We start from the raw sequence: 14,750 nt of genomic DNA on the forward strand, positions 1-14,750 counted from the left end.
CTAAGAGATCAGCAGCGATTCGTCCCAGTGCAGGGGCTCGTCCACATGGCGGGAGATAAGGCTAAGGCCCGTACCGGCGCTGCCATCCAGGAAGTCCCAGCGGTATTGCCATTTGTCGTCCTTGCCTTGCCATACGCTGATGCCGCGTTCTGCGGGATTCTCCGAGAAGCGGATCATTTCGTTGGTCATCTCGTACCAGTCCTCCGCGCATTTAAAAAAGGCGCGGTCGTTGGTGGCATGCCAGAACCTCAGGTACATGGCTGCATTGCCGGCTGCTCCATGGCAGAGGCAGGCATCCAGTATACCCGCCGATTCGCGGGTAACGCGCTTGGTATTGTGCATCAGTATATTCAGGGCTTTGGTCTGCCAGCGTTGTTCCTGGAACTGTTCGCCGCAATACCATAAGGCAATGGCGACATTGATATCGCCATAACACCAGGATATGCGGCTGTAGTTCGATTCGCCCAGGCTGGCGGGGTAGAGCGGGTCCAGCGGACCTGAGATCTTATTCTCGTGGTTCAGGATAAACTCCATCGAACCGTATACCAGTTCCTGGCAGGTTTTCCGGGCTATACCGGCTTTATGGATCTTGGCCAGTATGATCTGCATGGAACAGGTACCGTGCGCCAGGCTAAAGGCATCGGTGCCGGTGGGCGACGGCGGGTCGGTATGATAATAGAAGATCGGCATGCTCAGGCCCTGCGGTGTTTGCAGGCAAACGGCGGATAGGCAGTTGACAAACTTTTCGAGATGTGCTTTTACCTCGGGCCTGTGGCTGAAGGGCACCAGGAAATTACAGATACCACCGCTGCCATGCAGCAGGTCGAAATTGTTTACCGACAGGTGGTAATCGCTTTCCATAATGGCGGCACGTATAAAGTCGGAAGCCAGGTCTTCGAGATCCAGTTCTACAAATTCGTATTTATGCAGGTGGTGCAGCAGCCAGAAGGGGCCTGTAAGCCCGTTGCAATAGGTAAAGGTACTGGTGGGGCCGGCCTGGAGCTCGTTATAGAGCTCTTCCATAAAGGGGATGGCATTGTCCTGTGTATCGTCTACATACTGTTCGTAGTAAAACATATAGAACAGGGCGCCCCATGCACCTTTAAACATATTAGGGCCTGCTTCCTTCAGCAGTTCTTTGTCGGAGATGACACGGAGCAGATCTTTATAGATAAGCTCCTGGTTTTTTTCTAGGGTGATCATGTATGTTTTGCAATTGATAGGATACTAATATAACAACTTTAAGCTGATTTACGTGCAAGCGTTCTGAATTCTTAGCGCATTTTAATGTGCCGTTGGTAAGCCCGGTTGCGTATGGAGCGTCAAATGCCTGTAGCGGTTAGCATACAGGCATTTGTAATCGTTTGTCGTGCTGGCAGGGTTTAAGATGCGCAGGCAATGTTTACCGATACCTCGTACACGGGGCAGCATTGGGTCAGGTCGATGCCCAGGCCAAGCGTCCGGCAGTTATCATTATGGGTGGCCACTACGCAGCCTTCGTGCAGGGACGCTCCGCCCAGTATATTGTTTTGTGCTGTGTTGTTCAATGCGGCAAGGGTTGCTTTGCTGAAGGTCAGTTTACCGGATAAGTTCAGGGTCTTTCGTTTCATTGTTGGTTGTTGAGGTTGGTTAGTGTGTAACAAGGTACACGGGTTTGGGAATGCGGGTACTTGCCTGTCCGCCGAGGATCTTAAGGATGTTGAGATCGCCAACGGTTATGCTAAAATTAACCTTTACATGATCGGTATAATAATAGCTTTGTGCCGAGCGGCAATATTCAATCGGTAGCCCGTCCTCGCGCAAACTGCGGATGATTCTTTTGGCTTGCCAGCCCGTAACGCCGATTTTTTTTCCAAGGAGTTGCGGGGGCCCTGTGGCTCTTCTTCTGATCAGTTCGTCGATGTACGCGAATGATTCATTGTGTTTTTTAATTTTCATAAGTTTTTTTGGATCATTTAAGAGTAAAGATTGCTTTTCAGTATGCTTAATCTCAATGAGTAAGGGCATTGCCTGTATAGAAAAGAATTTCAGAGGCGGATGCACCGGTTAAAAACCAGTCATCGAATTTAAAGATTTCCTATGCGAACATGCCTGATTTATGATAAAAATTTTTTATAATTGCAGGCGTTTTTTTTCGAATCACTAAAAAAATATCAGGATAACAGATATGGAAATGGTTAATGGATTTGAAATACTTAAAAAAAGGGTAGGGGCTAATATTAAAAAGATCCGTTTGATAAAAGGTATAGAAGTGAAAATGCTTTGCCTGGATCTGCAGATCTCTCCGGCCGCCTACAGTAATATAGAAAGGGGGGTTACGGATATCACGGTCACTAAGCTGGCCCTGCTAGCCGATTACCTGAAGGTTTCCTACGACCAGATCCTCGACTTCGAGCATCATACCCAATTTGGCGATGGCCCCGAACAGCAGGCCGATAAGGAGCCTGCTATGGCTACGGAACAGCATATGGAGGGCTATATGGTGGCGTTGGAACAGGCCAAAGAGGAGAACAGGTTCCTGCGGGAACAAAACAGCAAACTGCTGAATATGCTCGCGCAACAGCAGGACCTGGTAAAAAAATAAAAGTGGTCCTTATGCAATCGTCCGGGTACCCGCATCTAATGGGTATAAAACGAAAGGACATGGAAAATAAGATCAGCATCCCCAAACCCTGCCACGAAAACTGGAACGCCATGCTGCCCGAAGAGCAGGGCAGGTTCTGCCTGAGCTGCAGCAAAACGGTAATCGATTTCTCCGGCTGGGAACCCGAAGCGATACTCGACTACCTGCGCAACCGTAAGGAGGAACGCGTATGCGGACGTTTTAACCTGGAACAGGTAGCCACGCTTCCTCCCAAAGAAGACCTGCTGAACCGCGTGGTACGGGCGCAGATGCCACTATTGCGTAAGATCGCTGCGGTAATCGTATTGAGCTTTGGCCTGCTGCATGCCGGTGAAAGCCAGGCGCAACATATGTTGGGTAAGGTAAAAGCGCCGCAGGCCACAGAACAGGTACAGGCAGCGCCGGTAGATACCGCCGTAACCGCGGTTGATACGGCACGGCCCGAACCCCAGATTATGGGTATGATCGCCTTGCCGCCCAAACCACCTAAGGAACCCAGAAACGGGCATAAGCCGGTGAAGCAAAAAACGGCAAAGGAAAAGGCTGTAGCCCCGAAGCAGAGATAATAGCCGGCCTTGCCACTGCTATCAATGCAGGGTCCAACCCAGCAACAGCCAGCCCAGCACGATCAGCGGTGCGGGTATCTTGGAGAATTGCAGCAGGCAGAAGGTGATGATAACCACGACAAGACTCATAAAATCGAAACCGGTCCGGTTGATCTCCATAAACAGGATAATACCGGAAGCCCAGATCACCCCTACGATAACGGCATTGATACCCTCGAGCGCACGATAGATAATAACGTGTTGCTTGAGGTTCTGGTAAATGGGAAAGAGGAAAAACAACAGCAGGGTGCTGGGCAGGAATATGGCGATAATGCTTACGGCGCTGCCCGCTGCCTGCCATAGCGGCCCATAGGTGCTCATGGCAATACCACCAGTATAGGCGCAGATCGAAAATACCGGTCCGGGCATGGCCTGTACCACGCCAAAACCGGTCATCAGCTCGCCGGAGGTCATATAGGGGTTATGCCCGCGCTTCAGGGGCAGGTTCACGAACTGGGCCAGCATCATGGGTATCAGGGCCTGGCCTCCCCCGAATACGGTGCTGCCGAAACGGTAAAAGTTCTCAAACAGGTTAAAGAGCCGGCGATGCTCCCAATGCTGGCGCCGCGCAATCTCGCTGAGGATACCGGCGATAAGGAATACCAATACGAATAGCCAGATATTGATCCAGCGGATCGGCTTGGGTTTGCTTACCTGTGTTACGATACGCTTGTCGCTGAAGTTGGAAATAAAGCCCGCGACCACCAGCAGTATCGGGAAGATCCAGGGAGAGCGTATCAGTACGGTGGCCAAAATACCGCCGGCCATAATGCCGTAAGTGGCGATATTGCGCACACTCTTACGCATCATACGCATGGCGGCATAACAAACAAAACCTACCGACATGGGTTTCACATACAGGAACAGGTTGGTCTGTACATTGCGCGTATCGATATAATAAACCAGGAAGGACAGGGCCGACATCAGTAAGGTAGCCGGCAATATCCAGATCAGCAGGGTAAGGATAGCCAGGGGTATGCCGCCTCTTTTCCAGCCGATCAGCATCACGGTCTGCGTGGACGAAGGCCCCGGCAACATCTGGCAAAATGCATTGTATTCGACCAGCTCTTCTTCCGTAACATCTTTCCGCTTCTGCACAAATGTTTTTACCATCATACCGATATGTCCCTGCGGACCGCCAAACGCCGTAAGCGAATAGGCAAATACCGCTTTAAGAAAAGGAATATGACGGAACAACATAGGGATGATTAAGACTGATCGGGTTAAGGTAAACGGGCTGGGTGTAACAGGACGCTAGACCTGGTCCATGCGGATCACTTCCCCGGCCCTGATGCCTCTTTCGGTCTGCTCCAGGTTGCACAGTTCGGTAGCGGCATCGTGTTCAAAAAACAGGAGCCAGTTATGGTCTGCGGCTTCTTTCAACAGCTTCTTCTTTTCGTTGAGGGTATCGAGCGGGCGCATATCATAACCCATAATCCAGGGCAGCGATATGTGGGCCTTGCTGGGCAGCAGGTCGGCGGCATAGAGTATGGTTTGTCCTTTATAGGCGATCTGTGGCAGCATCATGGCTTCAGTATGCCCGTTCACATAACGGATCCGGATGTCTTTCATCCATTCTTCGCCATCAGCTGTAGTGATCATCTCCAGTTGCCCGCTTTCCTGTAAAGGCATAATGTTCTCCTTCAGGAAAGAGGCTTTCTCGCGGTCGTTGGGATGTACCGCCCAATCCCAATGCGCCTCATTACTCCAGTATTTTGCGTTTTTAAACACGGGAGCGAGTTTATCGCCATCGCGTTTTACGGCGCCGCCTACATGGTCGAAGTGCAGGTGGGTAAGGAATACATCGGTAATATCATCAAGACCGAAGCCTTTCTGACGGATCGATTTTTCCAGGCTGTCGTTGCCATGCAGGTAATAGTGGCTGAAAAATTTTTCGTCCTGTTTGTCGCCAATGCCGGTGTCTACCAGGATCAAACGGTTGTCGTGTTCGATCAGCAGGCAGCGCATAGCCCAGCTGCACATATTGTTTTCGTCGGCAGGGTTTTGCTTGTTCCACATGCTTTTGGGCACTACGCCATGCATAGCGCCGCCATCCAGCTTAAACAGTCCGGTATCTATCGTATGTAATTGCATAAATTGAGGCTTGAAAAATGACGGCATAAAAGTAACGATTTGCGCCGTTTTATGGCTCAATACCGGCTTATAGTTTTCAAATAAGGCCGTTGCAGCGTCAACATGTTCGTGTTGCAACCGGCGATGGGGAACAGTCCTGGTTCCGGGAGCCTGCCGGCATTTAGAGATACTGCGTTTTTTATCTACTTTCGCGGCCTCAACCAATACACCATGTTTAAAAGATTTTTTGTTTTTGTAATGCTCCTGGTCTGTATTATACCAGGGGCAAGGGCCACCGTAATTTATGTAGATAGTAACCAGGTGGCCGGTATCCAGAACGGGCTCAGTTGGGCCACTGCATTCCGCGATTTCCAGGCAGGCATTGATGCGGCAGTCCCTGGCGACAGCCTGTTTGTTGCCGCCGGCAGCTACCAGCCCGCAGCGGGCGCTTCCTTCATCATGAAAGAAGGCGTAAAGCTATTCGGCGGTTTTACCAATACCATGCCGGCTTTTGCCGGCCGTAACTGGCAGCAGTATAAAGTTACCCTCAGGGGCAATAATGCCGGTGTGATCCGGAACAATGGCAACGGGCTTACCGCCGCCGCCCGCCTCGACGGTTTTTATATTACCGGGGGCAAGGCCGATGCAGGCGCGGGTATGTATAACAACGACTGTTCGCCCAGTATCGTGAACTGTTATTTTTCCGGCGACACAGCTACGGGCAAAGGCGGAGGCCTGTATAACCGCGGTGCTTCCGGCCCCGATATCATCAATTGCACGTTTGCCAATAATATGGCTACCTATGGCGGCGCCATGTACAACGATTCTTTTACGATGCCGAATATCGTCAATACCATCGTCTCTGCCAACCGTGCAGCCTTTACCGCAGGTATCTCCAATATCTATGCTACACCGGTGCTGACCGGTTGTACGTTTACGGGTAATGTATCTACCAATTGGGAGTCTATGGGCGCCGGTGTACAAAACTGGTATTCGCCTGCAGTTATTACGAATTGCACCTTTAACGCCAATAAGGGGCAGGGGCTTAACCCGGCGATGGATAACGGAAGCGGTGGCGGAGCCATTGCCAACTACCGGTCTAACGCGACCATCAGTTTTTGCAACTTCTCCAACAACGAAGCCAATTATGGCGGCGGTATATACAATAACCTTTCGGTGCCCCAGATCAGCAATTGCAATTTTACGAGTAATACAGCAGCCGACGGTGGCGGTATATCCAGCTATTACAGCTCGGTCTATGTAGCGCATTGCGATTTCAGGTCCAATTACGTGTACGGATCGGGTGGCGCCGGTGCGCAGAATATGCTGGGCTCGAGCACCTTTGTCAATTGCCTGTTTGCCCGCAACTCCTGCGGCGCCGGTCCCGGCGGTGGCATTAGTGATTACGTAGGACGGATAAAGCTCGTTAACTGTACAATCGCTTTTAACTGGGCCAGCTATGGCGCGGGTATGGGAGGATACGGCTCTGATTTTTCCATTACGAATACGATTATGTACGGCAATGGTAGCAATAGCCTGACGCCGGCTCCTGCAGCGGGCAGTGTACGGTACAGCATGATACACGGTATGGCTGCCGATGCGGTCAATCATAACCTGGATGGTAATATCAATCCCCTGTTCATCAATAACATGGTCAACAACTTCCGGCTGCAGGCAACCAGTCCCTGTATCGATGCGGGAACCAACGACTCTATCGCCGGTTTCCCGGCTGATCTTGAAGGTAATACACGCATCCTCGGTGGTACGGTGGATATGGGTGCTTATGAAAACGCGGGAAGTCCCCTGGCTTTGCAACTGGTATCCTTTAACGGGACGCGGGTGCGGGAGCAGGCGCATTTGCTGACCTGGGTTACGGCCGATGAGCGGGAGCTGAGCGGCTTCGAACTGCAGCGCAGTGCCGACGGGTTTGGGTTCTTACCCCTACATACCCTGCCTGTAAAAGGCTACGGCGCGGGCCGGTATAACTTCGAAGATCAGTATCCCCTGCCGGTTAATTATTACCGGTTAATGCTGGTACATACCGATGGCTCCCGGACCTATAGCGATGTATTGAAAATGGACCTGGCGCGTAAAATGCCTGCGAGTAAGGTGTATCCCAACCCGGCCAGGGAAAGCGTTACCCTGGTGCCTGGCGACCGGCAACTGATCGGTACCCGGGTCGTATTACTGGATATCTATGGCCGTAGCCGCGGCTCCTGGACGCTCGACGGCCACTCCAATACGTTGCCGCTTGCCGGCCTGGCCCCGGGCATCTATGTATTGCAGCTCGAAAATGGCGAACTGCTTAAAATTGTAAAAGAATAAATAAATTGTTCCTGCCCTGTAAGTTAGGCCTGTGGCCAGTTATAGCCTTGTAGAGCATTGGAAAAAAATGTCGGAGCCTGTTGACAGGTGATATAAAGAGATACAAACGTCCCGATGGCAAAGCCATCGGGACGTTCTGTTGATAGGTTGGGTATAGTCTAAAAAGCAAGGCGCCCCGGGTTAACGGGACGCCTTTGTCAGCCATATGCGGATCGGAAAGTCTAATCCGGTTTTTTGCCGTCTAAAAAGGTATTGATCGTACTGATGTTACCCTGGTTGCCGTTTTTGTCGGAGTTTACCGAGTAGCCGGATAAGTACGGATCAGAGGAGCTTACCTGGTCGTCGAGGTTGGCTTTGTTACGCATGTAAGCCGGTATGTTTTCGATATCCGAAGGGTTTTCGTTGCCCTGGATATTAAAGCTCATACGGCGCAGGCGTTCGGCGCGCTCTTCGAGGGCCCTCTTCTGCTCTTCAAACCTGCGTTGCTCTTCCAGTTCGTCAGGGCTCAGGAAGCGGTCGCCTCGTTTAACCTGTGTTTCCTGCTGGGGCAGCGGTTGCTGGGCTTGTTCGTTTTTAATGATCAGTTCCAGTTCCGGTGCTTTATATTCCTGTACCGGCGGTTGCTGCGGTATTACCGGTTGTGGCTCGGCCTGTGCTTTGGGCAGCTCGAGGTTGAACGATGTCCGGGTCTCTGCTACCGGTGCAGGTTCTGCAACGGGCGCGGTATAATACACCGGCTGTGGTTGTTGCGGTACCGGCGGTGCTTCTACCAGTACGGGGGCCAGCGGATCGGTCTCCTGTTTCGGCGGAGCTGCATCTGCTTTTACCTCGTTATGGCCGGTATTGCTCTGGCCCAGTTCTACCACGATCTTTTCGGGCGCCGGCTCTTTTTTAACCAGTACGTCGGCATTGATCTCGGTATGGTGGAAACCGGTAGCGATAATGGTTACCGACAGGTTTTCGCCCAGGTTAGGATCGTGACCCATACCCAGGATAATGTCGCAGGTATTACCAGCCTGCTGTTGTACATAACCCTGGATAATTTCCAGTTCGTCGAGCGTATGCTCGTGCGCACCGGCGGCAGAGGTTACGTTCAGCAGGATCCATTGTGCACCTTCGATCTCGCTGTCGTTCAGCAAGGGAGAGCTCAGCGCTTCTTCCACTGCCTGGCGGGCGCGGCCTTCGCCGGAGGACAGCGCGCTGCCCAGGATCGCAACACCACCGTTTTTCATAACGGTCTGTACGTCGTTAAAGTCAAGGTTTACTTTGCCGTCTACCGTGATCAGGTCGGTAATACACTTGGCTGCAGTAGCCAGTACATTATCCGCTTTGGAGAAAGCCTGGGTAAAGGGCAGGTTGCCGTATTGCTGGCGCAGCTTATCGTTGGATATGATCAGGATCGTGTCTACATGTTCGCGCATAGCCTCGATGCCTTCTTGGGCCTGCTTCAGGCGCTTACGGCCTTCGTAGGCAAAGGGAGTGGTAACGATACCCACGGTAAGGATACCGAGCTCGCGGCATACTTTAGCAATGATCGGCGCGCCACCGGTACCGGTACCGCCGCCCATGCCCGCAGTAATAAACGCCATCCTCGTGTTTACTTTCAGAATTTTAGATATTTCATCTACCGATTCTTCTCCGGCCTGTTTCCCGATCTCGGGATTAGCGCCCGCGCCCAGACCCTGCGTCAGGTGTGGGCCTAACTGGATCTTATTGGGTACAGGGCTTTGTGCCAGCGCCTGGGAATCTGTATTGCAGACAATAAAATCCACACCTTCTATGCCAAGGCCATACATGTAATTTACGGCATTGCCGCCGCCGCCACCTACACCGATCACTTTGATGATGGAGGATTGATTTTTGGGGATTTCAAAGTGTATCATAATCTTCTATTGTTTAAAACATCTTCATTCCGGGAGAAACAAAGAGCGATGGGTTAGTAATTAATGCGTACTGAAAAGTAGTTATGCTGCTATAATGGTGGATTACATTTTCTGGTCTTCAGGTTCTTCGAAGAAGCTCATGAAACCGTTTTTTATTTGTCCGAACACTTTCTTGATCATATCGGAACGTTTGTTGTTGCGCTCCTGTTTCTCGTACTGTTGTTCGGGTGTTTCGGCCGCTGCCGGTTGTTGCTCCGCTACCGGTTGCTCTACCCGCACTTCCTTCGGCATCTCCACTTTAATGAAGACATCTTTGGCAGGCGTTTCCTTAACGGCATGCATCTCTTTATTCGTACCCAGGAAGGTAAGTTTCCCGGTTTCGAAGTCGGAGTAACCGCGCAGGATCAAACCGATACAGGTCGCATACATCGGGTGTTTCAGCAGGTCGGAATGACCGCCGGCAAGATGCTCGTTCGGATGACCGATACGTGCACCCAGGCCGGTTACATACTCCGTAAGCTGGATGATGTGCGCCAACTGGCTGCCACCGCCCGTCAGGATGATGCCGCCATGAAGCCTTTTGTCCAGGTTGATCTGTTTCAGGTGGTACATTACATAGTCCAGGATCTCCTGGGTACGCGCCTGGATGATGTGCGCCAGGTTTTTTACCGAAATCTCTTTCGGCGGCAAGCCCCTCAGGCCCGGTATGGTAATATAGGCATTGGTATTGGCTTCGTCGGCCAGCGCCATACCGAATTGTACTTTCATAGCCTCGGCCTGTGCACGCAGTACACCCAGGCCCTGGCGGATATCGTTGGTAATATTGGTACCTGCATAGGGGATTACCGCAGTATGCTGCAGCAAACCGTCGTAGAACACCGCCATATCTGTCGTACCGCCGCCGATATCGACGATGGCTACACCGGCTTCGAGGTCTTCATTATTCATTACCGCCGCAGCAGAAGCCAGGGGTTGCAGCACCAGGTCTACCGCTTTCAGGTTAGACTTGTCTACACACCTTTTTATATTGCGGATCGCGTTGCGGTCGCCGGTAACGATATGGAAGTTGGCGCCGATCTTAACACCGCTCATACCGATAGGGTCCAGCACGTTCGGCGTATTGTCGATCATGAAGTCCTGCGGGATGATGTCGATGATCTGGTCGCCGGCAGGAATATAGGTCTTGTACTGATCTTTGATCAGCAGGTCGATATCTTCCTTGGTGATTTCATCATCGGTAATGGAACGTACCCTGTCGCCGCGGGTCTGCAGACTTTTAATGTGCTGACCGGCGATACCTACATATACCTCGTTAATTTCCAGGTTGGGGTTAGACTGGATACACTTGTCAATCGCCTGCTCTATCGATCGGATGCACTGTTCGATATTAAGGACCACACCATGGCTAACGCCCGCTGAATCTGCTTTTCCAAAGCCAAGTATTTCCAGTTTTCCGAATTCATTTTTACGGCCGGCAATAGCTACCACTTTGGTTGTGCCGATGTCGAGGCCAACAATGATGGGCTGTTCTTTCTTATTCATATTCGATAGTTGTATTTTAATGATTGCCGGCTTTCTTCCCGGAGTATATGTATTTAGGTGTGGGGTGTTTACTGTCTTTACTGTTGGCGGCCTTTGCTTTGGCTGCCGGTTTGTTGTCCTTCTTCACGGCCTGTTTGGCGATCGCTACAGGCTTCTCTGTTTTTTTGGCAACAGCCGGTTTTGGCTTGGCTGTTGTCTTTGCCGTTGTTGCGGCCGGTTTCGCAACTGCTGTTACCGGTTTATGTACTGCGGCATCTGCTTTGGGCGCTTCGGGTTTTGCCGGTGCCGCCGTGGCCAGGGCCGGGTTGTTATGGATCTCGTAGCTGCCGGTATCGGTTACCTTGGGCGGTACCCAGCCTATCGAAGGACTGGCCACTACCTGGTCTTTATACCGCAGGTCCAGGGTTTCGTATTTGTCCCAGCCTATCTTCGTGGATACCTGTTTGTAGAAAGCCCAGAGGTTGCCCAGCTTCCGCACCGCACCGGCGGTATCGCCGAGCAGGATACGCTGGTTACCGAACAACGGAGTCAGCACAAAAGTTTGATCGGGTTGTACATCGATCTGTGTGATCTGCGAACGCCAGAAACTGTCGGCGCCGATTACATTGCTGATATAGGCGATCTTGGTCTTCAGTATCCTGTTAAGGCTGTCGTTCTTCAACAATACCACATTGGTAAATACGGGCGCTGCATAGGCATAACCGCCGCTAACGGGCATCAGGTTCAGCAGGCTGTCCATATAAAAGCTGGCGCCATTGGCATCGAACAAGCGGGCTACGGGTTCGCGCTGGGTGATCTTTACCTGTAATACCTGGCGGTTGTCCACATAAATATCGGCCTTGGCCACCCAGGGGTTAGTCCTGGCAATGGCTTCCATACGGTCCAGGTCCAGTTGGTCCAGCGACGTATGCTCCAGGTCAATATTCCTGTTTTTAAGCAAAAGGTTTTCTATATCTTTTCTTTGTAAAAAGCTAAAGTCATTTTCATCATTAAGATTGATCTCGATGCCCTGTATCGTCTTATTGCCCTGGTAATGGGATGCCGCGACCAGTGCTACCGAAAACAGGATAACAAGCAACAGGCCTACGCCGAAGCGCATCGTCTTTTTTAATGATATTTTTTTCGGTTCACTCATATGCTGTCCTGGTCTTTGGCCTCCGGCGCCCGACCTCGTCCTGTTTTTACTTTTATTAGATTACTTCGCTTCCAGCGCTGCTTTGATCGGTGTCACCAGTTTATCGATATCGCCGGCTCCCGCAGTGATCAGCAGTGCTATCGGCGCCCTGCGTACATACTCCACCAGGCCTTCTTTCGATAAGATGGTATGGTTAGGATTGGCCATGCGGTCGGCGATCATCTGTACCGTAACGCCCTCCATCGGCAACTCTCTCGCCGGGTAAATATCCAGCAGTAATACCTCGTCGGCCATGTCCAGGCTATGGGCAAAGCCATCGGCAAAGTCGCGGGTGCGGCTGAAGAGGTGCGGCTGGAAAGCCACTACACAGCGCTTACCCGGGAACAGGGTCTTGGCGCTTTTGATCAGGGCTGCCAGCTCCTCGGGGTGGTGCGCATAGTCGTCGATATACACCACCTTATCGTTCTTCACTACATATTCGAACCTTCTCTTTACACCTTTGAACGAAGCAACGGCATTACGGATCAGGTCGCCGGCTACCCCCAATTGTTGGGCTATGGCAATGGCTACGATGCAGTTCTCCACATTGTGCATACCGCCGAGGTTCAGGTGTACCTGGTCCAGTTGCCAGTCTTTACCCTGCACGTCGAAAATATAACCGCCGTCGTTGATCTGTACCTGGCTGGCATATACGCCGGCAGCATCGTTCTGCAGGCTGTACGTTTGTTTATGATCTGCTTCAAGCCGGTTGGCATGCGGCAGGCCGTGCCGGTACCACAGGGTGCCACCCGCTTTAATATTTTTTGTGTATTGTACAAAGGCATTTTCCAATTCTTCCACCGTACCGTAAATGTCGAGATGATCGGCATCCATGGCCGTCAGTACGGCGATCTCCGGTTTCAGCTTCAGGAAGCTGCGATCATACTCGTCTGCTTCGATTACCGCTACATTATTTTCGCTGCCCCAGTAATTGCTGTTGTAGTTTGTCGAAATGCCCCCCAGGAAAGCATTACAACCAAACCCGGAATCGCGCAGGATATGTGCGATCATGTTGGAGATGGTGGTCTTGCCATGGGTGCCGGCTACGGTAACGGCTACCATACTTTCGGTAATCCATTGCAGTACATCGGAACGTTTGAAGACCGGGTACTGGTGGTCGCGCAGCCAGTTCAACTCTTTCTGGTCGGCAGGAATGGCCGGTGTGTATACGACCAGTTCCGCGTTTTTATCGATCAGCTCAATATTGTCTTCATAATGGATATCCATGCCTTCGGCAGCCAGTTGCCTGGTCAGTGCGGTTTCGGTGCGGTCGTAGCCGCTTACCCTTACGCCGCGTTCGTTGAAGAAGCGGGCCAGGGCGCTCATACCGATGCCGCCGATGCCGATGAAGTAGATGTTTTTTAAAGTATTGATATCCATTTTGGGTTATTGTACGCTGTTCTTAATTTTTTTTGTTTGCCATTTTATTTGCGGCTTATCGCGATCACTTTTTTCGCGATCCGCTCGTCGGCATCTTTAATGCCGTGTTTTACAATGTTGGCGGCCATCAGCTCCTGCATCTGTTCGTCGTGTACCAGGGTGTCCAGTTTTTTTACCAGGTCGGTATCCGCATCGTTATCTTTTACCATCATGGCGGCGTTATGTTCTACCAGGGCCAGCGCATTGCTGGTCTGGTGGTCTTCGGCTGCAAAAGGGTAGGGCACGAAGATTACCGGTTTGCCTGCGATGCAAAGTTCTGCACTGGCCAGCGCACCGGCCCTCGAAACCACCATATCGGCTGCGGCATATGCGTACTCCATGTTTTTAATGAACTCCTGTACCACTACCTGCCTGCCATAAAGCGCAGCTGCTTTCCGAGCCTCTTCGGTAAAGAGCTTGCCCGTTTGCCAGATTACCTGCAGGCCCCAGTTGGTTATCGTTTTCAGACCGGCGGCTATGGCTTCGTTAATGGTTTTGGCGCCGAGGCTTCCGCCCACTACCAGCACCGTTTTCCGGGCCGGGTCGAGGTTAAAGGCTGCTACGCCTTCGTCGCGGGTAATATGTGCATGCGCGATCCTGGCCCTTACCGGGTTGCCGGTCACGATAATCTTATCTTTCGGAAAGAAGCGGTCCATACCGTCATAGGCTACACAGATCGCTGCTGCTTTTTTACCAAGTATCTTATTGCTTTTGCCGGCAAAGGAATTCTGCTCCTGGATCAGGGTCGGAATACCTTTGCTCTGTGCCGCGTACAACATGGGGAAGCTCGCAAAGCCACCCACACCTACAACGGCGTCGGGCTGGAAGTCGCGGATCACGGCATTGGCCTGCTGGCGGCTCTTCCAGAGTTTGAACGGCAGTGTAATATTTTTCAGCAGGTTGCTGCGGTTAAACCCGGCAATATCGAGGCCTACGATCCGGAAGCCTTCCTGCGGTACCTTTTCCATCTCCATTTTACCATTGGCCCCTACGAACAGCAGTTCGGTGCCCGGTTGCAGGCGCTGCAAGGCATGGCCAATTGCCACTGCGGGAAATATATGTCCGCCTGTACCACCGCCTGCTATTACTACTTTCATCTGGAAATG

13 protein-coding genes are annotated in these 14,750 nt (G+C 51.7%); 3 read left to right on the top strand and 10 right to left on the bottom strand.

Annotated features, from left to right (window positions below; all coding sequences use genetic code 11):
* The 3 genes from B0I18_RS04340 to B0I18_RS04350 form a co-directional block, all read right to left on the bottom strand.
* Entirely contained in the window at positions 1 to 1,203 is a 1,203-nt protein-coding gene (locus B0I18_RS04340) for a lanthionine synthetase LanC family protein (protein ID WP_106521409.1), read from the bottom strand.
* A 179-nt stretch (positions 1,204 to 1,382) separates the two neighbouring features.
* Positions 1,383 to 1,610, bottom strand: coding sequence for a class I lanthipeptide (locus B0I18_RS04345; protein ID WP_106521410.1), 228 nt, complete (start codon positions 1,608 to 1,610; stop codon positions 1,383 to 1,385).
* Positions 1,611 to 1,629: 19 nt separating this feature from the next.
* Positions 1,630 to 1,938: a hypothetical protein gene (locus tag B0I18_RS04350; protein WP_146146651.1), complete on the bottom strand. Its 309-nt coding sequence runs from the start codon at positions 1,936 to 1,938 to the stop codon at positions 1,630 to 1,632.
* Between the two features lie 235 nt (positions 1,939 to 2,173).
* On the opposite strand from B0I18_RS04350, the gene B0I18_RS04355 reads away from it, so the two are divergent.
* Together B0I18_RS04355 and B0I18_RS04360 are read left to right on the top strand one after the other, a co-directional pair.
* Positions 2,174 to 2,584 (top strand): helix-turn-helix domain-containing protein, encoded by a 411-nt coding sequence (locus B0I18_RS04355; protein ID WP_281257984.1) that lies wholly within the window; start codon positions 2,174 to 2,176, stop codon positions 2,582 to 2,584.
* Positions 2,585 to 2,643: 59 nt separating this feature from the next.
* The gene (locus B0I18_RS04360; protein ID WP_106521413.1) at positions 2,644 to 3,189 is read left to right on the top strand and encodes a hypothetical protein; all 546 of its coding nucleotides are present in this window, start codon (positions 2,644 to 2,646) and stop codon (positions 3,187 to 3,189) included.
* A 21-nt stretch (positions 3,190 to 3,210) separates the two neighbouring features.
* Here the strand turns inward: B0I18_RS04360 and chrA are convergent, their stop codons facing one another.
* Positions 3,211 to 4,428 (bottom strand): chromate efflux transporter, encoded by a 1,218-nt coding sequence (gene chrA, locus B0I18_RS04365; protein ID WP_106521414.1) that lies wholly within the window; start codon positions 4,426 to 4,428, stop codon positions 3,211 to 3,213.
* A gap of 54 nt (positions 4,429 to 4,482) precedes the next feature.
* Positions 4,483 to 5,322: an MBL fold metallo-hydrolase gene (locus B0I18_RS04370; protein WP_106522044.1), complete on the bottom strand. Its 840-nt coding sequence runs from the start codon at positions 5,320 to 5,322 to the stop codon at positions 4,483 to 4,485.
* A gap of 210 nt (positions 5,323 to 5,532) precedes the next feature.
* Here B0I18_RS04370 and B0I18_RS04375 point away from each other — a divergent pair, with 210 nt between their 5' ends.
* Positions 5,533 to 7,626 carry a choice-of-anchor Q domain-containing protein gene (locus tag B0I18_RS04375; protein WP_181358334.1) on the top strand — a complete coding sequence of 698 codons (2,094 nt, stop codon included), beginning with the start codon at positions 5,533 to 5,535 and terminating at the stop codon, positions 7,624 to 7,626.
* 221 nt (positions 7,627 to 7,847) lie between these two features.
* On the opposite strand, the gene ftsZ is transcribed toward B0I18_RS04375, so the two are convergent.
* The 5 genes from ftsZ to murG all read right to left on the bottom strand — a co-directional run bounded on the left by ftsZ (position 7,848) and on the right by murG (position 14,741).
* The gene (gene ftsZ / locus B0I18_RS04380) at positions 7,848 to 9,509 is read right to left on the bottom strand and encodes a cell division protein FtsZ (protein WP_106521416.1); all 1,662 of its coding nucleotides are present in this window, start codon (positions 9,507 to 9,509) and stop codon (positions 7,848 to 7,850) included.
* A gap of 102 nt (positions 9,510 to 9,611) precedes the next feature.
* A complete protein-coding gene (ftsA, locus tag B0I18_RS04385; RefSeq protein WP_106521417.1) occupies positions 9,612 to 11,051 on the bottom strand; it encodes a cell division protein FtsA in 1,440 nt (479 codons plus the stop codon).
* A 16-nt stretch (positions 11,052 to 11,067) separates the two neighbouring features.
* Complete coding sequence (locus B0I18_RS04390; protein ID WP_146146652.1) at positions 11,068 to 12,186, bottom strand: cell division protein FtsQ/DivIB; 1,119 nt, start codon at positions 12,184 to 12,186, stop codon at positions 11,068 to 11,070.
* Between the two features lie 60 nt (positions 12,187 to 12,246).
* Positions 12,247 to 13,605: a UDP-N-acetylmuramate--L-alanine ligase gene (murC, locus tag B0I18_RS04395; protein ID WP_106521419.1), complete on the bottom strand. Its 1,359-nt coding sequence runs from the start codon at positions 13,603 to 13,605 to the stop codon at positions 12,247 to 12,249.
* Positions 13,606 to 13,649: 44 nt separating this feature from the next.
* The gene (murG, locus tag B0I18_RS04400) at positions 13,650 to 14,741 is read right to left on the bottom strand and encodes an undecaprenyldiphospho-muramoylpentapeptide beta-N-acetylglucosaminyltransferase (RefSeq protein ID WP_106521420.1); all 1,092 of its coding nucleotides are present in this window, start codon (positions 14,739 to 14,741) and stop codon (positions 13,650 to 13,652) included.
* Positions 14,742 to 14,750 lie beyond the last annotated feature (9 nt).

This window comes from Taibaiella chishuiensis, from assembly GCF_003014535.1.
Lineage (GTDB): Bacteria > Bacteroidota > Bacteroidia > Chitinophagales > Chitinophagaceae > Taibaiella > Taibaiella chishuiensis.

Bases quoted from the DNA above. Each gene is read 5' to 3' on its own strand.
- B0I18_RS04390 (WP_146146652.1), bottom strand. From the start codon at position 12,186: ATGAGTGAACCGAAAAAAATATCATTAAAAAAGACGATGCGCTTCGGC.
- ftsA (WP_106521417.1), bottom strand. From the start codon at position 11,051: ATGAATAAGAAAGAACAGCCCATCATTGTTGGCCTCGACATCGGCACA.
- B0I18_RS04370 (WP_106522044.1), bottom strand. From the start codon at position 5,322: ATGCAATTACATACGATAGATACCGGACTGTTTAAGCTGGATGGCGGC.
- B0I18_RS04360 (WP_106521413.1), top strand. From the start codon at position 2,644: ATGGAAAATAAGATCAGCATCCCCAAACCCTGCCACGAAAACTGGAAC.
- murG (WP_106521420.1), bottom strand. From the start codon at position 14,741: ATGAAAGTAGTAATAGCAGGCGGTGGTACAGGCGGACATATATTTCCC.
- chrA (WP_106521414.1), bottom strand. From the start codon at position 4,428: ATGTTGTTCCGTCATATTCCTTTTCTTAAAGCGGTATTTGCCTATTCG.
- B0I18_RS04340 (WP_106521409.1), bottom strand. From the start codon at position 1,203: ATGATCACCCTAGAAAAAAACCAGGAGCTTATCTATAAAGATCTGCTC.
- B0I18_RS04345 (WP_106521410.1), bottom strand. From the start codon at position 1,610: ATGAAACGAAAGACCCTGAACTTATCCGGTAAACTGACCTTCAGCAAA.
- B0I18_RS04375 (WP_181358334.1), top strand. From the start codon at position 5,533: ATGTTTAAAAGATTTTTTGTTTTTGTAATGCTCCTGGTCTGTATTATA.
- ftsZ (WP_106521416.1), bottom strand. From the start codon at position 9,509: ATGATACACTTTGAAATCCCCAAAAATCAATCCTCCATCATCAAAGTG.
- murC (WP_106521419.1), bottom strand. From the start codon at position 13,605: ATGGATATCAATACTTTAAAAAACATCTACTTCATCGGCATCGGCGGC.
- B0I18_RS04355 (WP_281257984.1), top strand. From the start codon at position 2,174: ATGGTTAATGGATTTGAAATACTTAAAAAAAGGGTAGGGGCTAATATT.
- B0I18_RS04350 (WP_146146651.1), bottom strand. From the start codon at position 1,938: ATGAAAATTAAAAAACACAATGAATCATTCGCGTACATCGACGAACTG.